Raw genomic sequence first — 19,321 nt, 5'->3', positions numbered from 1 at the left:
TTTTGCAATTTAATATGTATGAAACTGTGGGCCCCGTTGCACGACCGGTCTTAATGACTGCAGTTATTGGGACTTGGGTGCGATAGTTTGTCGAAATAATAAGAGGATCAAATTGCCCGGCAACGTGCGAATCGGTCCGCGATCCTCGACAGATCGGTTCCGAGCCATCGAGCTGCACCATGTCTTCCACGCAGTCGAATGTTCGGGCCCAGGGAAAACTAAACGCGGCCCGAGATTTTACCGAAAGGGTAAGGCCGCGTGGCCGCCGCAGTTGTCGCTGCTCGCACCGATGAGGCGTGCCCCCGCAACGTCGGCGAGAGTGAGAGTGCAGACAGGTTTGCCGTGACGGGTTGAGGGCTGGAGGAGAGGCCTCCGGCGCCCGTCATGGAGACGACCCATGACCAATGTGGAAGTTCTGGACGCCGCTCGCGATCATATCGGCGGCTACAAGGTGGACGTGAGCCGCGGCGAGCGCGTCGGCCGCGTGTCGTCGGAGTGGTTCTCGCGGCCGGCAGACGAACGCTATCTGTCCCTGTCCGACCTGTTCGCGGCTGTCCGCGGCCGGACCGAGCGCAGCCGAACACGGACGGTGGAGAGCGCGGCGATCCGGGTGGAAGCCAGCCGCGACGACGCCGAGCGTCTGACGCTGATGCTGCCCAGTTCGGATGCGCCGATTGCGCCGACGCATTGGAGCTTTGGTCAGCTCGCGAGCCTCGTCGGCGCGCCAGGGGCCTATCTGCGCCAGCTCCCCGCGCCGCTCGCCGGCATCAACCTGCAATATGGCCTGACCTCGCACCGCGCCGAGCAGGTGAAGACGCTGGAGATCGAAGACGGTCGCGTCGAGCTGCGCGCTGTTACCGGTCCGGACTATGGCCGCATCTATGACCACGAGCTGGTCTCAACCGTGCAGCGCATCGCCGGCAACGGAACCGGCGACACCCGCTGGAAGGTGCCGGGCGTGCTCGACTGGTCGACCGGCGTCTACAACCCGCGCGTCGACATCACCCAGGACACGACGACGCTCTACGCATCCGATCGCGACGTCTTCCTGTTTCTGGTCGACGACCTTAACCCGATCGAGGCCGGACGGCTGCCGGACGGCTCGCCCGATCTGTATTTCCGGGGCTTCTATTGCTGGAACTCCGAGGTGGGCGCGAAGACGCTCGGGATGGCGAGCTTCTATCTCCGCGCCGTCTGCCAAAACAGAAACCTGTGGGGCGTCGAGGATTTCGAGGAGATCACCATCCGCCACTCCAAATACGCGGCCTCGCGCTTCGCGCACGAGGCCGCCCCGGCGCTGACCCGCTTCGCCAATTCCTCGCCCATGCCCTTCGTCAACGGCATCAAGGCGGCGCGGGAGAAGATCGTCGCCCGCACCGACGACGATCGCAGCGAGTTCCTGCGCAAGCGCGGCTTCTCCAGGACCGAGACGGCGAAGATTATCGAGACGGTGCTGGCCGAGGAAGGGCGCAAGCCCGAGAGCGTCTTCGATTTCGTGCAGGGCATCACGGCGGTGGCGCGCGACAAGACTCACCAGGACGCGCGGCTCGATCTGGAAGCGCGCGCGAAGAAGCTGCTCGGCCGGGCGCCCTGATTCCCGGAAAGCGGGAGATGCGGAACGCCGTGTCTCCGGCTTCGTGGTTTCCCGCCTTTCCTGATCGTCGGTTTTGCGGCGCTGCCCTCAGAGGAAAAGGGCGGCGCTGCGCTTCGTGATGGATTAGGGCTGAGAGAGAGGCTTTCGGCCGTCCGTCGCGGAGCATCATCCCATGGCGACTGCCGTTCAGAAGATCACCCTCAGCGCCTCGCGCGACATTCCCTTCAACAAGCTCATCCTGTCCCAATCGAACGTCCGGCGGATCAAGGTCGGCGTCTCGATCGAGGAGCTGGCTGAGGACATCGCCCGCCGCACGCTCCTGCAAAGCCTTACCGTCCGGCCGGTGCGCGACGCCGAAGGCAATGAGACCGGCATATTCGAGATTCCGGCCGGCGGCCGCCGCTACCGGGCGCTCGAACTGCTGGTGAAGCAGAAGCGGCTCGCCAAGACCGCGCCCATCCCTTGCGTCGTGCGCGAGGGTGGGATCGCCGAGGAGGACTCGCTCGCCGAGAACATTCAGCGCGCGCCGCTCCACCCGCTCGACCAGTTCCGCGCGTTCCTGACATTGCGCGAGAAGGGCCAGTCCGAGGAGGAGATCGCGGCCGCGTTTTTCGTCTCGGTCGCGGTCGTGAAACAGCGTCTGCGGCTCGCCTCCGTGTCGCCCCGGCTGCTCGACGTTTACGCGGAAGACGGGCTCACGCTCGACCAGCTCATGGCCTTCACGGTCAACGGCGACCATGCCCGCCAGGAGCAGGTGTTCGAGCGCTTGGCCCAGTCCTATGCCAGGGAACCTTATGCAATTCGCCGCATGCTGACGGAAGGCGCGGTGCGGGCGAGCGACAAGCGCGCTCAGCTCATCGGACTGGAGGTCTATGCCGACGCCGGCGGCGCGATCATGCGAGATCTTTTTCAGGGCGACGACGGCGGCTGGCTGCAGGACGTCGCCCTCGTCGATCGCCTCGTCGCTGAAAAGCTCGACCGCGAGGCTGAGTCGATTCGCGCCGAAGGTTGGAAGTGGATCGAGATCGCGCCTGACTTCGCCTATGGCCACACCTATGGCCTGCGTCAGCTCCGGGGCGAGGAAATCCCGCTCACAGCGGACGAAGAAGCGGCGCGCGACGCGCTCCAGGCCGAATACGACCGGCTCGAGGAGACCTACGCGGGAGCCGAGGAACCGGCCGAGGATGTTGAGCGGCGTCTGGCCGAAATCGAAACGACGCTCGCCGACTTCGAGGATCGGCCTATCCGTTTCGATCCAGCCGAGATCGCGCGCGCGGGCGCTTTCGTCAGCATCGACGGCTCAGGCCATCTCAGGGTCGAGCGGGGCTATGTCCGTCCCGAGGACGAAACGCCGGTCGAACATGAACCGGAAGTCGACCCGGGGTACGATGCTCAGCAGGCTATCGCCGCACGCGTACACACCGATGTCGAAACCGTGCAGGGGGATGCATTAAACCCGCCGGAGCCGGAAGAGGATGATGGGCTCAAGCCCATTCCCGACCGGCTGATGACGGAACTGACGGCGCACCGGACGCTCGCGCTCCGCTGCGCGCTCGGCGAGCAGCCCGACCTCGCTTTCCTGGCGGCCCTGCATGCGCTTTGCCTCAAGGCATTTTATCGCTACGCGGCCGATTCCTGCCTCGAACTCGATCTGAAGAGCGTCGCCTTCAGCGCCCAGGCGCCGGGACTGAACGACACCGAGCTCGCCGCCGGCTTCGATCGTCGCTGCCAGGCCTGGATCGCCGCTCTGCCCAAGGAGCCGACTGAGCTGTGGGATGTGCTGATGGCGTTTGACGGCGACAGCCGCCAGGCGCTGTTCGCGCATTGCATCTCGCTGTCGGTGAACGCGATATTCGAGCCGTATAACCGTCGACCCCGTGCGCTCGCCCATGCGGATCGCCTAGCCGAAGCGCTCGACCTCGACATGGTCGCCGCCGGCTGGGCTCCGACTGTTGACACCTATCTCGGCCGGGTCACCAAGGCGCGCATTCTCGGCGCGGTGCGGGAGGCGAAAGGCGAACGCGCGGCGCAGCTCATCGACCACTTGAAAAAGGGCGACATGGCCGAAAAGGCCGAGGCGCTGCTTGCCGGCTCGGGTTGGCTGCCGGAACCGCTGCGCACGCCAGGCCGGGCCATCACATCCCCATCTTCGGCTTCGGAACAGGAGGCGGTCTCCACGATCGAATCCACCGGCGTAAAAATGGCGGCCGACGGATACGAAACGGTCGTGGTCGAAACCGAGTCCTCGACTGAAGATGAGCCGGTCGCGGCCGAACCGCACGTGACCGCGGCCGAGTAGCGAAGCAGCAACAAGCCAGACTCCTGGGCCCGCCGGCGACGGCGGGCCTATTTCGTCTCAGAGGATGCGATGAGGGAAAATGCCTCGGAGCTTGCGCGCCGCCTCGCCAGGCAGGCAGAAGCTGTGTGCCGGCGCTTTCTCTCCAACGGTCGCCGCGAAGGCCGCTACTGGCTGGTCGGCGACGTGAGGAATGGGCCTGGACGATCGATGTTCGTGCGCCTCAAGGGCCCCGAATCCGGCAAAGGCGCCGCCGGCAAATGGACCGACGCCGCCACTGGCGAGCATGGCGACCTGCTCGACGTCATTCGCGAATCTTGCGGCCTCGTCGACTTCAAGGACGTTGCAGACGAAGCCCGGACCTTTCTCAGCCTGCGGCGCCTTGAGCCTGATCCGCAGCCAAGGCGGAAACCATCATTGGCCCATGCTGGATCGCCAGAATCAGCACGGCGGCTCTTCGCCATGTCGCAGCCGATTGCGGGCACTATTGCAGAAACGTATCTCCGCAAACGCGGCATTACGGCTTTGCACGAAACCGAATCGCTGCGTTTCCATCCGCGCTGCTACTACCGGCCTGACGAGCACTCGCAGACCGAGACCTGGCCGGCGATGATCGCGTCCGTCACCGATCGCTCCGGACATCTGACAGGGGCGCATCGCACCTGGCTCGACCCCGGCGGTTTCAGCGCGGCGACGCTCGGCAAAGCGGCGATTGACACCCCGCGACGCGCGATGGGCAATCTGCTCGGGCACGCGGTCCGCTTCGGTGCGGTGGACGACGTGATGGCGTCGGGCGAAGGCATCGAGACCATGCTGTCGCTGCGATCGGCGCTGCCCATCATGCCGACGGCGGCGGCGCTCTCGGCGGCGCATCTCTCCGCCATCCTTTTCCCGGACAGCTTGCGCCGCCTTTACATCGCACGCGATGACGATCCAGCTGGCGACGGCGCGATGGCGGCGCTGATCGACCGAGCGCGGGAGGCTGGGATCGAGGCGATCGTATTGTCGCCGACACTCGGAGATTTCAACGAGGATCTGCGCATTCTCGGCGCCAGCGCCATGCGGGCAGCGCTCCGCATACAGATCGCGCCGCAGGACGCAGCCCGTTTCCTGGATCTGGCGGCATAGGTCGGGACGAGAGATTGCGAGGGTGACGGCATCGCCGTCGTCCTGCGTCGGGCAGGCTGGCCATGCTTCCCTTGAGAGTCGGAGAGGACCGAGCCTACGGCCTTCTGAGAGGGCGATCGGGCGGCAAGCGGCCCTGACCGGCAATGGCTGCGCCCGATTCTTTTCCGCCGCGCGGCAAGCCGCGCTTTGCATCGCGAAGTAAAACAATCGGGCTTCGCCATCCTCCGCTGACGCTTCGGCCCTCCGCTTCGCTGCGGGTGCAAGTCCGGTCCGCCCGCCGCCTTTGTCGCCATGAAGGCCGCGATGGGCGCGGTCGATCCGACGAAGGAACGCACCCATGACCACAGACCACGACGACGCCGGCTTTGAGCCACCGCATGCGTCATCTCCGACCGATCATGTCCTCTCTGAACTCCAGCTCTATGGGTACCGTCCCTTCCAGGACGAACCCGACCCGAGACCGCTGCCCGACGCGCAGGCGATCGCCGGCAGTATCGCTGACATTTTCGACGCCCTCGTTGTGGCCCTGGGCGACACCCGCCTCAAACCCGACCTCGAGGATCTGCTCTGGTCGACCGTCAATCTCTTCCATCGCGCCGTCGGCCGGATCGAGCGCGAACTCGACGACAATGAGCGCGCGCAGCGGCGCAGCCAAAAGGAGCAGGACGGCTCCGAGATCCGCTCGGTCGAGCTCGAACGCCTCACCGCCGAAGGCCAGACGCTGATCGAGCGCCGCAACTGCATGGAGTTCTTCCGCGATCAGGCCGCTGGCCAGTTCGAGCGCCACACCGGCTCGTCCTGGCGGCCGCGTTCGGGCTCGATGGTCAATCATCGCACGCTTACGTCGGCGATGATCGACAGCCGCGACTTCCTCGCCGCAAGGCGCCGGGCCGAAAACGAAGTGCTATTGCCCGCGGGACCCAAGATCGCCTTCACCGGCGGGCTCGACTTCAACGACCATCGCCTGATCTGGGACAAGCTCGACCGCGTCCACGCCAAACATCCCGACATGGTGCTGCTGCACGGCGGCTCGCCGAAGGGTGCCGAGCGCATCGCCGCCAAATGGGCCGACCACCGCAAGGTGCCGCAGATCGCCTTCAAGCCCGACTGGACCAAGCACGCCAAGGCCGCGCCGTTCAAACGCAACGACCAGATGCTCGACGTCCTGCCGATCGGGGTCATGGTCTTCCCCGGCACCGGCATTCAGGACAACCTCGCCGACAAGGCCAAGAAGCTCGGCATCCCAGTTTGGAAATTCGGGGGCGGCGGCGTGCGGGCATGCGGGTGATCACCCCACCCGCACGTAGTCTTCTTCTGCGCGGCAACGCGCTCGCAGAGACCCATCACGATGACAGGATCCGAATGACTGGATCAACGTAGAGAAGACGTCTACGGCCCGAAACTCTGCAATAACTCAGCTTCTCCGCCGAGATCCTATCTCCTCAACACGACAGGGAACCATAGGCTTATTCGTATCTCGAAATTCGTTCCAACCTAATGTAGACCACACTTCTGCCAATGTCTGCGATTTCAGATTGCCTATTGGGTAGATTCGCTCTTGAAGTCCACGAAGGCAAGAATATGCTGATCCATCTTCATCAACAGCCATCGAGTATACGCCCGCCTTACACAGTCCTGGGTTCCTCTTAGACATCGCCGTAGCACCGGAATGTCTGTCTTTTATGGTTACCAGCTCTCTGACAGCGGGGTCTGGGTTGCCGATTATCACATCCAAACCTGGAGTCTCCATCGCAGCCCTTCTGAGCGAAGTGATCGCATTCGACATGCGCTCTCTAAGTGGAAATTGCCCACTTGAACCAAGCGATTTAGCGCGTCCGACAGCCGATATCGGGACTACAACAAGACGAGCTGCTCCGACCTTGTTCGCAAGCGTCAAAAATTCTGTCGCACAAGCAACATTTCCTTCGTGCAACACGCTGCTAATCACAAACTGAATGCCAGCCTCGTTCAATCGTCGTAGCGTTCTTAAGGTCGCATCAAAAGCACCAGGAGACCGGCGAAAGGAATCATGCTGCTGCCCATCAACACCATCTATCGATACAGACAACGTTATTGATCCACCTCGGATCAATCCAATCTGATCATCAGAAATCAACGTTCCGTTTGTCAGTAATATTGTGGCAAATGGCTTTCGACTTATATGAGTCAAAATTTCAGTGAAATCGCGACGTGAGAACGGCTCACCACCCGTCAAGGTAACCCTCAAAACCCGCTGTTCTTCAGCTTGATCGAGCAAATTTATCCAAAAATCAGTATCAGATTTTTCTCTCTTTTTTAGCGAGACCGCTGAAACATTGCAATGAAAGCACGTTTGATTACACCGCCGAGTTATACATAATTCTAGCTCGGTTGGACTGCTAAGAAATGCTAGCGAATTTGATTTGTCATCCCTGAGGCGGGGAGTCCGTTTTTTGCGAAGCGCACCGGCAATGGGGTTATCAGACCAATGCAAAACGCCGCCGTCCAACAACAATGCTGAACGCTCTTCTGCCGTATCCTTACCGCATACAAGCGGCCAAATCCTAGAAAAATCGCTCGCTGGTAGTCCTGTCTCTTGCAGTTCCTCTAAAAGAAAGTATTCGGCAGCTGTCAGCTCGAACGTAGTCGACGTCTTGGAGTTAAATGCGATCCATCCGTCATGGTAGAGCGGTTCTGAACGCGCAATAATGTGAGGGGGGACATATATGTACCCTTCAGCAAAGTGGCCCATCCCCCCTCCAATAACAAAATGTGACGACGCTGAGTGTGTTTTAACAGCACGTCACCGCATGGCCGTCGCCGTCAGAGAGCGCGGTCGGAGACAATCCGCGAGCCGGAACAAAAGTCGTCGCAAGCGGATGCGTTGTCCCGTCGTCGTTAAGTACGGAATCAGCGAGCGTGCTCATCTTGGCGACCATGTTTCCGATCGCCACCTTACCCGCTCCGGCGGGGAGTTGGTTGGCGAGATCGCGCAGACCCTCAATTTTTTGTGTGACTTCAGCTTTGGTTGGCATGGGACGGTCCTCTCCTATTGTGGCAGATGAAACGCTGCAACCATAGCTCAGCATACCGGATTTGAGAAGCCCTGCAGCGCTCGACCCGCCCAACGGGCTAGAATCTTCTGGGTCCACGATCCCAAGCGCCAGAAACGCCGCCAAGCCGCTTGCCACAGAGCCTCTGCCCAGCTTCACGACCTCGGCGCAGGTCGGCCCGGAATGCCATTTCCGAAAGCAATCTTCTAACTGAACGGGTGCCGCCGCCTATCGTCGTCCGCTATACTCAGTCCTGCGCCGTGGTGGTGGTGGAAGGCGCGCCCGTTTGACCCTTTGTCACGGAGGTCTCCACCATGCTTGTCGTCGGTATCGTTCTCAGTGTTTTCGGCATCGGCTTCTTCTGCTGGCTGCTGTTCACGCTCGCGGTCTACGCGCTCCCGTTCTTCGCGGGCCTGACGGCGGGACTCGCCGCCTTTCACAGCGGCTCGGGCGTCATCGGCGCGCTTGTTGTTGGCGTTCTCGCCGGCGGCGCGACCCTGGCGATCGGGCAGATCGCCTTTGCGACGGTGCGTACGCCGCTCATCCGCGCCGCAATCGCGCTCCTCTTCGCCGTGCCGGCCGCCATCGCAGGCTACCACGCGACGTTTGGGCTCGCCCATATCGGCATACCGTCCGAAGCCTGGCGCGAGGCCTTCGCGATTGTTGGCGCTGTCCTTGTCGGCGGCACGGCCTGGGCGCGCATGTCGCTGTTTGTCCCGCCGTATGTCGATCGGCGGGGCGCGGGAGGTCCGGCATCGTTTCCATTGGCGGGAGCGACCCGGGACGGGTGAGCCTGCGCCGTCCTCGTCGTCGAAGAGGTTAAATTTCGGTGCGGTGAATGAGCCTCGTCCGCGTGACCGGGAACGCCAAGGCCTTCGTTTGAGCGCTCGGGTTGGCCGGCGCCTCCGGGCCGACAGAGACAATTTCCATCGGCGGCGTCGCCGTCTTGCGCGGATTGCCGGGTCGTGACGTTGTCCTTTCTGAACGCCAGGGTTTCCTTTTCTTCGCCTGGAAAGCCGAACCTCTTGTGCGGGACGTTCGACGTCCGCCACGTCTTCTCCCGAGGATGCTGTTCGGCGTGCGGACCACACGGCCTCTCCATGGCTTGATCTGGCCGAAGGACGGCTGCGCCTCGATCGCCTGAGACGCAACGGCGGACGGATCGACTTTCTTCCCCTGGCCTTTGGCCATTCCTCGCGAGGCAAGAAAGTCTACCGCCGCCATCCTCCGCTGCGCTCCTGCCCGGCTCACCCCATCGCGCAAGCGCGATGGGGACCCCGAGCTGCGGGTGCGTCGTCGATCGCCTTCGGCTTCCCGATCGCCATCGAGGCCGCGGTGGTCGCGGGCTCGAAACAGCTAAGGAGAAGCACCATGGCCAACATCGGTTCCTTCAAGAAGTTCGGCAGCGAGTTCCAGGGCGAGATCGTCACCCTGAGCGTCCAGACCAAGAACGTCCGCATCGTCCCCGAGACCAACCGAGCCAACGACAACGCCCCCAGCCATCGGATCTATGTCGGCCGTGCCGAGATCGGGGCCGCCTGGTCGAAGCGCTCCAACGAGGGCCGCGACTATCTCTCGGTCAAGCTGGACGATCCGAGCTTCAACGCGCCGATCTACGCCAACCTCTTCGATGACGAGGATGGCGAGGGCTACACCCTCATCTGGTCGCGCAGCCGCAAGGCCAATGGCGAGTGAGCCGTACGTCGCGACGCCCCGCTCGGGAAACCGGGCGGGGCTTCCAGTTCGCCAGATGGTTTAGGACGACGAATCTTCAGGCACGCTCACATCACCCGCGAAATCTTCGTTGAGCAGGTCGGCTGGCTTTACCCCAAGTGCCTGCGCCGTATGCCATACGGTCAATAGCGTGGCATTCTGCTGGCCCCGCTCCATGCTGCTGACATGGGCCCGATCGACGCCCATGCGTTCGGCGACGGCCTCTTGGCTGAGACCCGCTTGCGTGCGAAATCGGCGAATGTTGTCTCCGAACAGCTGTCGAATATCCATCCAAAGGATGGACACCATTCGCGTATTTTGATGCTACGTATTATAATACGCGGCCTTCGAGCTCGCGCAAGAATAGCAGCAGTTCGAACCATGGAATTCGTAATTTCGCCTGGCAAAACGTCAACCTTCGCGTGCATAAGCCCTTCGATCATGCCCACTCCGCTGGACCCGCCCATCGCCGATTTCGCGCCGTCCGAGGCGCGCCTGACCGACTATGATCGCTCGCATCTGCCGACCTATATGCGGCTGCTCGACGCGGCGTCCGAGGGAGCGCCTTGGGAGGAAGTCGCCCGCATCGTGCTTGGCCTCGACCCGGCGCTCGAGCCCGATCGCGCGCGGAGAGCCCATGAAACACATTTGGCGCGCGCCCGCTGGCTGACCGAACACGGCTATCGTGAGCTGCTTCGATCGCCGCGCTGACTGCGGCGAACGGCGGCTCCAGCGTCCGTCTCTCCTCAAATGCGCGCTTGCGTTTTTACGCCGACCCTGAAAACCGGCGAACCGATTTCGGCATGACGATATGCCGATTCCTGTCCCGCGACGCTCCCGATTGAGGACACAAAGAAAACGTCACAATCCCAGGCATCCGATTATTCCCAGAGTGGAGACGATTGCATGTCGAAGGAGGATTGGCGGTCGCCCGCCGCCTATGATTACGCCGCCGCCATGGAGCCGTCCGGCCTCGCCTGGGAGTTCCTGCGGCGCAACCCCGATTATCGGATCGCCTATGAGGCCGCTCAAGCCAGGGCCGATGACGGCGTCGCGGGCCCAGCCCGGTGTTGGGGGCTGCGATTTTCTGGCCGATCCAGACCAACGCGCTGACGAGTCGCCGGTCTTCTGGCATCCCGACGAATTGGCGTCGGTTGTCGTCCTGACCGCTGCGCCAGGTGGAAGTGGGACGGCATCCACCTCGCTCGCCGATTTGCCGGACGGCGTCATGCGCCGAGACGCCGAAGATGGCGCGCATGTAATCGTCCGACACGACGCGACGACCTGCCAGCTCTGGGCGCCCGATCCGCCGGAAAACGCAGCCCCATTGGCCGCCGTCATCTCGCTCGACGCGACCGCGCCGCAGCGCGCGGAGGCTGCATTGCGCTTCTGGCGACTTACGGCGGGGGCCGGCTTCGAACCCCGCCAAGTCCCGCTCGTCGCCTCGATCGTTTGGTCGCGGCCTTGCGCGCGCTCGACGGCCGCCTCGCCGGCGCCAGCTATCGGGCCATCGCCGAAGCTCTCTTCTACCCAAGCCGCATCGCCTCCGAACCCTGGAAGACCGGGCCGCTCCGCGACACGGTCATCCGCCTGGCGCGCACCGGCTTCGCCATGATGCGCGGGGACTACCGCAAACTCCTCGGGCCGCGCCGACGAGATTGACCGGCCGCGCCCAAAATCGCCATTCCCGCGCCGGGTGGCGAATTCGGCGTCCCTTATCTTCGCCATCCCCCTTGCCGGCCTTTCTCCGCCACCGTGATCGCCAACAGCCGCCCTTGTCCGGCGGCCTTCCAGAGCATCATGGAGGCTCACTCATGTCCGCTGCGATCCCCCAGCTCCCGCCGCGCTACCTGCGCACGTCCGAAGCCGCGCGTTTCCTCGGCCTGTCGGGGCGCACGCTCGAGAAGCACCGGACCTACGGCACCGGCCCGCGCTATTCGAAGCTCGGCGGCCGCGTCGTCTACCGGCTCGACGACCTGCAGGCCTGGGTCGAACTCGGCGCTAAGGCCTCGACCTCCGATCCGGGCGTCGGCCGGGTGCTTCCCGCCAAACGCCATCCCTCCATCCCGCTTCTGCATACCAGCCAGCCGCGTCGTTGATCGCTCGGGGCGGCTCCCATCATGTCGACGCGACATCGCACAAGATCGGAACGTGAGCAGCTCGAACTGTTCCGCGCGCTCCCCGGCGATCTCGCGCCGCGCGACGCGCAAGACCTCATGGCCTATCCGTTCTTCAGCCTCGCCAAGACCCATCGCACGACGCCGATCGAATTCCGCTCAGGCGAGATCGCTATCCGGGTCGAAGCCATCCCCGAGCATGGCATGGCGACGATCTGGGACGCCGATGTTCTGATCTGGGCCGCCTCGCAAATCGTCCAGGCGCGTGATGCCGGCCTGCGCACGTCGCGGCTGATGGCGGCGACGCCGCGCGAAATCCTGACTTTCACCGGACGCGGCACAGGCGCGCGCGACTATCACCGCCTGAAGGCGGCGCTGGATCGATTGCAATCGACGACAGTGGCGACCTCGCTGCGCCAGACCCATGAGCGGCGCCTGCACCGCTTCTCCTGGATCAACGAATGGACCGATCGCGCCGATGGCCACGGCAATTCTGCCGCGCTCGAACTGATTGTGCCCGACTGGTTCTACCGCGCCGTTCTTGACGACGCGCTGGTGCTCACCATCGACCCTGCCTATTTCAGCCTGACGGGCGGCATGGAGCGCTGGCTTTATCGTCTCGTCCGGAAGCACGCCGGCCGTCAACAGGGCGGCTGGCGGTTCGATTTCCGCCATCTCTACATCAAGTCGGCGAGCCTTTCGCCGTTCAAGCGGTTCGCCTTCGAACTGCGCGACATTGCGCGCAGGCAGCCGCTACCCGGCTACCTCCTCGTCGTCGAGCGCGAGATCGGCGGCCGCGAATCGCTGGCGTTCACACAGACAAAGTTATCCACAGGCGCCTGTGGACAACCTGTGGAAAGGCACGTGCTATCGGGAACCAAGGGCCACGTGCTATCAGGAACCGGACCCACGTGCTATCAGGAACCGAAATGGTCCTTAAGCCACAGGCGAACAAGCGAAATTCGCGCTCCTAACTTAGAATCTAACATAGAATCTAACGTTATTGCTGCTGTCGCGACGCCTGGGGAAAACGACCTCGACCCGAATCCCGGGAAGGAAGGGCGATGCGATCAGGACCGAGCCCAACGCGCCTCTTTCCGTAACACCGTTTCGGCTTCTCATTCCGATTTGTCGACAAAATCCGAGCTTCCTTTCTCTCTGAAGCCCGGAGACGCGTCGTGATCGTCGCGCTCCTCAATCAGAAGGGCGGCGTCGGCAAGACGACTCTGGCGCTCCATCTCGCCGGAGAATGGGCTCGGCAAGGACAGCGCGTCACCCTGATCGACGCCGACCCACAAGGCTCGGCCTTGGACTGGTCCGAGCAAAGAGCGCGCGAAGGTTTGCAACGTCTCTTTGGCGTCATCGGCCTTGCCCGCGACACGCTGCATCGCGAAGCGCCGGAACTGGCTCGTGACGCCGATCACGTCGTCATAGACGGTCCGCCGCGCGTCGCCGGTCTGATGCGCTCGGCGCTCCTCGCCGCCGATCTCGTCCTGATCCCTGTGCAGCCGTCGCCATTCGATGGCTGGGCCTCGGGCGAGATGCTAAAGCTGATTAATGAGGCGCGCATCTTTCGGCCGCAGCTCGCCGCCCGCTTCGTGCTCAACCGGTGCGACACGCGCACGATCATCGCGCGCGAGACGGCCGAGGCGCTAGCAGATCGCGACCCGCCAGTCCTCGCCGCCACGATCGGCCAGCGCGTCGCCTTCGCGGATACGGCGCGCACTGGCCGTCTCGTCTCCGACAGCGACGAAACCAGTCTGGCGGCGCACGAAATCGCGGCGCTCGCCGCCGAGGTCAGGAGGATCGCCCGATGACCGGCCGCAATTCGAGACGCGGCTTCGCCTCCCGTCCCGGCGACGCCGAGAGCTGGATCAAGGCGCCGGACATGCCGCCATCCGCTCCAGCGAAGGCCGACGTCTTCGCCGCCCGTCTGACCATCGACGTCACGCTCGACTTGCGTGGCCGCATCAAGGTCTCCGCCTTCCGACGCGGCGTCACCGTCGCCGACATGCTGCGCGAACTTCTCGCGCGCGAATTTCCTGAAAGCTCTGGAGACGCATCATGAACGATCACGCGCCGCCGACTGCGCATCGTGACGGGAGGCTCGCAGTCAGCCGGTCTGACAGTCTCACTCATGTCGAACTGACTTGGGTCGAGAAGAAGATCGAGCACTGGGTTCGCTTCGGCGATTGCGTCGAAGAAAAGATCCTCGACCGCCGCCGGCGCATCGTCAGCTTCTGCGCCGGCAGTATCTTCGCTTTCGTCCGCTGGGCCTCCAACGATTTTGGAACAATCGTCTCGCGCATCGACATCGTGCGCGCGGTTGCTCCGGCTGAGCCCTATCAGACTCTGCCCTTTGTCCGCCCCGGCGGCGAGATCCTGCTGCGCATCGATGGCTGGCCGAAGGTCGAGCGCGTGCTGCAAGCGATCGACGCCGTGGAGGCGCTCGACGTCGATCCAGCTGATGTTGCGCCCGATCACTGGCGCCATGTGCACAGCCGTCTCACCGTCGGGCATGAGCCGCGGGCCTATACGCGCGCGCAGCATGACGCCTGGCTGCTGCGCCGGCGGGCGCAGCCATGATCCGCTTCGGATGGGTCATAGCAACCTGTTTGTCAGGCTCTGCTGCGACCGCCGCCGCCTTCGTCAATCCGCAGCCCAAGCTCATCTGGAACGCCAGCGCCAGCGCGCCGATCGGCCTCTACGCAGTGCGGCCGATGGGCGCCCTCCACGACAGCGAGCTGGTCGCCGTCATGCCGCCGGAGCCGGTCGCGAGCTTACTTGCCGACGGCGGCTATCTGCCGCGCGGCGTGCCGCTGATGAAGCGCGTTCTGGCGCTGCCGGGACAAACCGTCTGCCGTGACGGGGTGCTGATCACAGTCGACCAAGTTGAGGTTGGCGCGGCGCAGGCCCGGGACCGACGCGGCGGCGATCTCCCCGTCTGGCAAGGATGCCGAACGCTTCATCTCGGCGAGGTTTTTCTGATGAACCCGGGCGTGCCTGACAGTTTGGACGGCCGGTATTTCGGACCGCTTCCCGCCTCTTCGATCATCGGCCGCGCCGCGGCTCTCTGGACCGACGAAGAGGGTGACGGCCATTTCGTCTGGCGCGCCGCCGCCCGCTGACGCCACTGCACTGCTGCTAAGGAAGGGAGATCTCAATGGCTCATATCGGAGATTTCACGCGCACGGCCGACGGCTATTCCGGCCGACTTCGCACGCTCACGCTCGACATCGAACTCACCCTCGTTCCGGCCGATTCCGGCGATCGCGGGAACGCGCCGGACTTCCGGATTCACCGCGGCGGGAGCGCCGATTGTCCCGAGGTCGGCGCCGGCTGGAAGCGCGCCGGCGAGAAGGCCGGAGAATTTGTCTCGCTGCTGATCCACGATCCGGTGTTCACCCAGTCGATCCGCGCCAACCTGTTCCGGGACGAAGTCGAGGAATCGGGTTTCCATTTGGTCTGGAACCGCCCGGCAAAACGCAAAGAGCGAGCGTAACACATGCGCGCCCGCTTACCTCTCACTTCGCTCTCATGTCGTACAACGCCGATCCGTTCGTCCGATCGGGATGCAGGCATTTTCTTCGTCCTGATCGGCGCCGTGGCAGCAATTGCGCGCGGCCTTGATCAAATGCGGCCGCAATCCGGCGCTCGTACCTTGCCCTTCGCTGATGCGCACAAGAGAGCCTGCTCGTGTCAAATCGAAAGCAAGGTTCGCCTCGCAAGAAAAGCCGTTGCCGCCGTCGCCATCATGATGATTGGTGGTCCAATCGCAATGCCATTCGCGTCGCCGGCATACGCGGAGAGCGACCAAATCGTGGTTGAGCGCATTGCCGATCCCTTTAGCGCCATTGTCGCCGAAGCTTCGCTTCGTTTCGCCGTGCCGGCACGGTGGATACGCGCGGTCATGCGCACTGAAAGCCAGAACGATCTTCACGCCGTCTCTCCAAAAGGTGCGATGGGCCTGATGCAGATTATGCCGTCGACCTGGACGCTTTTGCGCGCTCGTCTCCGTCTGGGCGACAATCCCTTTGATCCGCACGACAACATCCTGGCTGGCGCGGCGTTCCTCCGGGACCTGCATGATCGCTACGGGTCACCGGGGTTTCTGGCCGCCTATAACGCCGGTCCTGGTCGATACGAGGACTATCTGGCGACCGGCCGACCGCTGCCGGCCGAGACGCGGGACTATGTCGCCGCGCTCGCGCCTGTGATCGACGACGGGTGGGGCGACAACTCCGTTCCTGTCGTTTCCGCCGCGGGCTCCTGGACCAAAGCGCCGCTCTTTATCGGCCTGGATCAAGGCATTCAGACTGTCGATCAGGCACTGCTTCCGTTGCGGCCGAACCGTCCCTCGAACGGCCGTCGCGTCGTGGATGTGTCCGCCCTCGCGCCGCTTTCAGACGGGCTCTTCGTGCTAGTTTCGGCTCGGGAGCCTGTACAATGAGCGCCTGCGCATCCCTTCGGGTTTTCTCGGACTTCTTCGCAGATTTGGCGGCGGGAGGGAGAGAGCAGGGACACGCGACCGTATGCGTCCGGAGTTTGCACGTGACGTCAGGTCTTGACAGGATTTCCGGCTTTCCAGGCCCACGGCAGCAGTTCGTCGAGCCGGTTGATGGGATGTCCGTTGACCATGCGCTGGAGCACGTTGGCGAGGTAGGCGTAGGGTTCGACGCTATTGAGCTTGGCGGTTTCGATCAGCGAGCAGACGATCGCCCAGCGGTCGCCGCCGCCATCGCTGCCGGCGAACAAATGATTCTTGCGGCCGAGCGCCACGGGACGGATCGCACGTTCGACCGGATTGGTATCGAGTTCGATGCGGCCGTCGTGCAGGAATCGCGTCAGTCCATCCCAGCGCGAGAGTGCGTAGCGGATCGCCTCTGCGAGGGAGCTGCGTCCAGGTATGCGCGGAAGCTGCGCTTCGAGCCAGACACGCAATGCCTCGACGGCGGGCTTCGATCTGCCCCTTCGGGCTGCGAGCCGATGCGGCGGCGACTGGCCTCGCGCCTCCGCTTCAACGGCATAGATTTCGCCGATCCGGCGCAAAGCCTCGGCCGCCATGGGCGATCCGGTGGCCTCCGCGACCTCGTAGAATTTGCGCCGCGTATGCGCCCAGCAGGCGGCGAGCACGATGTCGCCGTTGGCGGCCAGTCGCTCGAAGCCGGCATAGCCGTCGACATGCAGCACGCCCTTGAATCTCTCGAGATGCGACGCCGGACGTTCAGCCTTGCGGTCCGGCGCGAACAAATAAATCGCCGCAGGCGGCTCAGGCCCACCCCACGGCCGCTGCTCACGAGCATAGACCCAAAGTCGTCCGGTCTTGGTGCGTCCGCGGCCGGGATCGAGCACCGGGACTGGCGTGTCGTCGGCAAAGAGATGGTCGGAAGCGAACACATTCTTGCACAGCCGCTCGTGCAAGGCCTCCAGCCACCAGCAGGCGCCGCCGACCCATCCGGCGAGCGTCGAGCGCGCAAGATCGACGCCATGCCGGCTGAAGATCTGCGATTGCCGATAGAGCGGCGTGTGATCGCAATATTTGCTGACCAGAACCTGCGTGAGCAGCGCCGGCGTCGCCAGGCCGCCTGCGATCAGTCGCTCTGGCGCAGGCGCCTGCGCCACCGTTTCGCAGACACGGCAAGCATATTTCGGGCGGGTGATGCGGATCACGCGGAGCTGCGCCGGAACCCAGTCGAGCATCTCGCTGACGCTCTCGCCCATCGCATGGAGCGCGCCGCCGCAGCACGCGCAAACCGCGTCGTCGATGTCGAGCAGAACGTCCTCGCGCGGCAGATGATCGGGCAGCGGCTTGCGATGGGATGGCCGCTCGGATGGCTGCTTCTCGACGCCCGGACAGCTCTCCTGAATGCGGGCGATATCGCTGTCGAGGTCTTCCAGCGCGAGCGCCAGCTGATCGGGATCGAGGCGTTCGGAGCGACGGCCGAACTGCGCCCGCTGGAGCTTCTTGATGATGGATTGAAGACGTTCGATCTCGCCGTCGCGGCTCTCGACGACGCTCGCCATCTCGCGCACGAGCCGGTGCAGGAGGTCCACGTCGGAGGGCAGGTTTTCGAGATCGAGCCGCATGCCCGATTCTACTTCAAGGCGCCTTGTTTCCCAAGCAATAGTGCCTTGAACTGCGTGGGTTTTAGCGCTTTTTCAGCCGGCGATCGCCGGTCTCCAGACGCGCTCAGGCACGCGCCAGTCGATGCCCTCGATCAGCATGGCGAGCTGCGCCGGACTGAGCGTGATGGAGCCTTCGATCCCGGCCATCCGGGGCCACACGAACCCGCCTTGATCGAGCCGTTTGGTGAACAGGCACAGCCCGTTCCCGTCCCAGAACAGGATTTTGATGATCTGCGCCCTCTTTCCCCGAAAGGCGAAGAGATGACCGCTGAACGGATCCTTCTTCAGCGTATCCTGAACCAGCATCGCGAGGCCGTCCATGCCCTTCCTCATGTCGGTGTAGCCCAGCGCCAGATGCACCTTCACGCCGGCCGGAACGATCATCATCGCGCCGCCTCCCGGTTGAGAACATGCTGCCGGACGGCTTCCGGATCGCTGCCGATAGGCGCGAAGACCCGTCGCCCGTCCTCCAGTTCGACAGCCGTCATGCCGTCGGGCGGCTGCAGCAGATCATGCAGCACAAGTGGCGCAGAAGATGTGCCGGTCTGTCCATCGGCCAGTCTCACGGCCGCCAGCTTCGCGCGTTTGTTCTTGCCGAAGCCGAGTTCGGCGCGCCACCGGAACAACATGCTGGCAACCACGCCGTGCCGCCGTGCGACCGACGATACCGTCTCGCCGGCGCGTTCGGTTTCCAGCACGATCTCCAGCTTTTCTTCTGCGCTGAAGCTGCGGCGGGTTTGCTTCTCTGAAGTCCGCGGATCATCGTCCGATGCGGCTGTCAAGCCGGATTCGGCCGCGCAATCGTTAGCACTACCCTTAGCACTAGTGCTTATTGGCGGGCGGGCGCTCGGATGAAGACGGGCGCGCCAGTCGACCTCCACCTCGCCGGACTCCAGCAGATCGCGCCAGCGGCGCAGACTGTTGGCCGAGATCCGATGCGCGGCGGCGTAATGGGCGGCGGTCGATCCGCTCCACGTCATGGCTTCGACGTGCATCGCCCAGAACGCCTGAACGGCGGTCGACCGCTTCGACGTGCACAGCGGAGAGGCGCCTCGACGGCGGCGCTGACGACGCTGCTCCTGCAGGAGTTCCCTCGCTTTACGCGCGGCTTCCTCGCCTTCCAGATACCGCAGCCAGCGATCGAACGTCGCCTTCGTCAGGCGATGCTGGCGGCAATATTGGGTCCGGTCGAGACCACTCCGCCGCCACGCCTCGATGTGAACCGACCACCATGCCTGCCGAGCCGCGTTCTCAAAATGTTTCGACGCCACCGGAGATCCTCCAATGCACGAAGGAACCCGAAATGGACCGCCAA

The 19,321-nt window shown here is 63.7% G+C and carries 23 protein-coding genes; 17 read left to right on the top strand and 6 right to left on the bottom strand.

All coding sequences use genetic code 11. The annotated features are described in order from the left end of the window. Nucleotides 1–397: 397 nt before the first annotated feature. The 4 genes from RZS28_RS10990 (at nucleotide 398) to RZS28_RS10975 (ending at nucleotide 6,306) form a co-directional block, all read left to right on the top strand. On the top strand, nucleotides 398–1,594 hold the full coding sequence (locus tag RZS28_RS10990) for a DUF932 domain-containing protein (RefSeq protein WP_407337804.1): 1,197 nt from the start codon (nucleotides 398–400) through the stop codon (nucleotides 1,592–1,594). A 172-nt stretch (nucleotides 1,595–1,766) separates the two neighbouring features. Beyond that, on the top strand, nucleotides 1,767–3,893 hold the full coding sequence (locus tag RZS28_RS10985; RefSeq protein ID WP_407337803.1) for a ParB/RepB/Spo0J family partition protein: 2,127 nt from the start codon (nucleotides 1,767–1,769) through the stop codon (nucleotides 3,891–3,893). Nucleotides 3,894–3,962: 69 nt separating this feature from the next. Then, the gene (locus tag RZS28_RS10980; protein WP_407337802.1) at nucleotides 3,963–5,018 is read left to right on the top strand and encodes a toprim domain-containing protein; all 1,056 of its coding nucleotides are present in this window, start codon (nucleotides 3,963–3,965) and stop codon (nucleotides 5,016–5,018) included. A 337-nt stretch (nucleotides 5,019–5,355) separates the two neighbouring features. Then, entirely contained in the window at nucleotides 5,356–6,306 is a 951-nt protein-coding gene (locus RZS28_RS10975) for a DUF2493 domain-containing protein (protein ID WP_407337801.1), read from the top strand. Between the two features lie 126 nt (nucleotides 6,307–6,432). Here the strand turns inward: RZS28_RS10975 and RZS28_RS10970 are convergent, their stop codons facing one another. Beyond that, nucleotides 6,433–7,749: a radical SAM protein gene (locus tag RZS28_RS10970; protein WP_407337800.1), complete on the bottom strand. Its 1,317-nt coding sequence runs from the start codon at nucleotides 7,747–7,749 to the stop codon at nucleotides 6,433–6,435. 40 nt (nucleotides 7,750–7,789) lie between these two features. Further along, nucleotides 7,790–8,032, bottom strand: a complete 243-nt coding sequence (locus RZS28_RS10965) for a hypothetical protein (RefSeq protein WP_407337799.1) — start codon at nucleotides 8,030–8,032, stop codon at nucleotides 7,790–7,792. A 332-nt stretch (nucleotides 8,033–8,364) separates the two neighbouring features. On the opposite strand from RZS28_RS10965, the gene RZS28_RS10960 reads away from it, so the two are divergent. Both RZS28_RS10960 and RZS28_RS10955 read left to right on the top strand, forming a co-directional pair. Beyond that, a complete protein-coding gene (locus tag RZS28_RS10960; protein ID WP_407337798.1) occupies nucleotides 8,365–8,841 on the top strand; it encodes a hypothetical protein in 477 nt (158 codons plus the stop codon). Nucleotides 8,842–9,421: 580 nt separating this feature from the next. Then, the gene (locus RZS28_RS10955; RefSeq protein WP_407337797.1) at nucleotides 9,422–9,745 is read left to right on the top strand and encodes a DUF736 domain-containing protein; all 324 of its coding nucleotides are present in this window, start codon (nucleotides 9,422–9,424) and stop codon (nucleotides 9,743–9,745) included. Nucleotides 9,746–9,805: 60 nt separating this feature from the next. Here RZS28_RS10955 and RZS28_RS10950 read toward each other — a convergent pair whose 3' ends face one another. Next, the gene (locus RZS28_RS10950) at nucleotides 9,806–10,072 is read right to left on the bottom strand and encodes a helix-turn-helix domain-containing protein (protein ID WP_407337796.1); all 267 of its coding nucleotides are present in this window, start codon (nucleotides 10,070–10,072) and stop codon (nucleotides 9,806–9,808) included. A gap of 132 nt (nucleotides 10,073–10,204) precedes the next feature. On the opposite strand from RZS28_RS10950, the gene RZS28_RS10945 reads away from it, so the two are divergent. The 11 genes from RZS28_RS10945 to RZS28_RS10895 all read left to right on the top strand — a co-directional run bounded on the left by RZS28_RS10945 (nucleotide 10,205) and on the right by RZS28_RS10895 (nucleotide 16,330). Further along, on the top strand, nucleotides 10,205–10,474 hold the full coding sequence (locus RZS28_RS10945) for a DNA -binding domain-containing protein (RefSeq protein WP_407337795.1): 270 nt from the start codon (nucleotides 10,205–10,207) through the stop codon (nucleotides 10,472–10,474). 195 nt (nucleotides 10,475–10,669) lie between these two features. After that, nucleotides 10,670–10,876, top strand: coding sequence for a transcriptional regulator domain-containing protein (locus RZS28_RS10940; RefSeq protein WP_407337794.1), 207 nt, complete (start codon nucleotides 10,670–10,672; stop codon nucleotides 10,874–10,876). 351 nt (nucleotides 10,877–11,227) lie between these two features. Then, the gene (locus RZS28_RS10935) at nucleotides 11,228–11,425 is read left to right on the top strand and encodes a DUF2285 domain-containing protein (RefSeq protein WP_407337793.1); all 198 of its coding nucleotides are present in this window, start codon (nucleotides 11,228–11,230) and stop codon (nucleotides 11,423–11,425) included. A 152-nt stretch (nucleotides 11,426–11,577) separates the two neighbouring features. Further along, on the top strand, nucleotides 11,578–11,862 hold the full coding sequence (locus RZS28_RS10930; RefSeq protein WP_407337792.1) for a helix-turn-helix transcriptional regulator: 285 nt from the start codon (nucleotides 11,578–11,580) through the stop codon (nucleotides 11,860–11,862). A gap of 21 nt (nucleotides 11,863–11,883) precedes the next feature. Then, nucleotides 11,884–13,062, top strand: a complete 1,179-nt coding sequence (locus RZS28_RS10925) for a replication initiator protein A (RefSeq protein WP_407337791.1) — start codon at nucleotides 11,884–11,886, stop codon at nucleotides 13,060–13,062. Then, on the top strand, nucleotides 13,059–13,697 hold the full coding sequence (parA, locus tag RZS28_RS10920; RefSeq protein ID WP_407337790.1) for a ParA family partition ATPase: 639 nt from the start codon (nucleotides 13,059–13,061) through the stop codon (nucleotides 13,695–13,697). The genes RZS28_RS10925 and parA overlap by 4 nt, the downstream gene beginning before the upstream one ends. Next, a complete protein-coding gene (locus RZS28_RS10915; protein WP_407337789.1) occupies nucleotides 13,694–13,948 on the top strand; it encodes a hypothetical protein in 255 nt (84 codons plus the stop codon). The genes parA and RZS28_RS10915 overlap by 4 nt, the downstream gene beginning before the upstream one ends. Beyond that, a complete protein-coding gene (locus RZS28_RS10910; protein WP_407337788.1) occupies nucleotides 13,945–14,466 on the top strand; it encodes a DUF2840 domain-containing protein in 522 nt (173 codons plus the stop codon). The genes RZS28_RS10915 and RZS28_RS10910 overlap by 4 nt, the downstream gene beginning before the upstream one ends. Continuing rightward, on the top strand, nucleotides 14,463–15,008 hold the full coding sequence (locus RZS28_RS10905) for a S26 family signal peptidase (protein ID WP_407337787.1): 546 nt from the start codon (nucleotides 14,463–14,465) through the stop codon (nucleotides 15,006–15,008). The genes RZS28_RS10910 and RZS28_RS10905 overlap by 4 nt, the downstream gene beginning before the upstream one ends. 35 nt (nucleotides 15,009–15,043) lie before the next feature. Then, nucleotides 15,044–15,382 (top strand): DUF736 domain-containing protein, encoded by a 339-nt coding sequence (locus RZS28_RS10900; protein WP_407337786.1) that lies wholly within the window; start codon nucleotides 15,044–15,046, stop codon nucleotides 15,380–15,382. Nucleotides 15,383–15,700: 318 nt separating this feature from the next. Next, a complete protein-coding gene (locus tag RZS28_RS10895) occupies nucleotides 15,701–16,330 on the top strand; it encodes a lytic transglycosylase domain-containing protein (protein ID WP_407337785.1) in 630 nt (209 codons plus the stop codon). A gap of 107 nt (nucleotides 16,331–16,437) precedes the next feature. Here the strand turns inward: RZS28_RS10895 and tnpC are convergent, their stop codons facing one another. The 3 genes from tnpC to tnpA all read right to left on the bottom strand — a co-directional run bounded on the left by tnpC (nucleotide 16,438) and on the right by tnpA (nucleotide 19,277). Further along, nucleotides 16,438–17,967 carry an IS66 family transposase gene (tnpC, locus tag RZS28_RS10890; protein ID WP_407337784.1) on the bottom strand — a complete coding sequence of 510 codons (1,530 nt, stop codon included), beginning with the start codon at nucleotides 17,965–17,967 and terminating at the stop codon, nucleotides 16,438–16,440. A gap of 72 nt (nucleotides 17,968–18,039) precedes the next feature. Then, a complete protein-coding gene (gene tnpB / locus RZS28_RS10885; RefSeq protein WP_407337783.1) occupies nucleotides 18,040–18,393 on the bottom strand; it encodes an IS66 family insertion sequence element accessory protein TnpB in 354 nt (117 codons plus the stop codon). Continuing rightward, nucleotides 18,390–19,277: an IS66 family insertion sequence element accessory protein TnpA gene (gene tnpA, locus RZS28_RS10880; protein WP_407337782.1), complete on the bottom strand. Its 888-nt coding sequence runs from the start codon at nucleotides 19,275–19,277 to the stop codon at nucleotides 18,390–18,392. The genes tnpB and tnpA overlap by 4 nt, the downstream gene beginning before the upstream one ends. Nucleotides 19,278–19,321 lie beyond the last annotated feature (44 nt).

The organism is Methylocapsa polymorpha (assembly GCF_045689225.1).
In the GTDB taxonomy this organism is placed as follows: Bacteria; Pseudomonadota; Alphaproteobacteria; order Rhizobiales; family Beijerinckiaceae; genus Methylocapsa; species Methylocapsa polymorpha.
The sequence above is the reverse complement of the archived record's forward strand: the minus strand, read 5'-3'. Positions and strand labels throughout refer to the sequence as shown.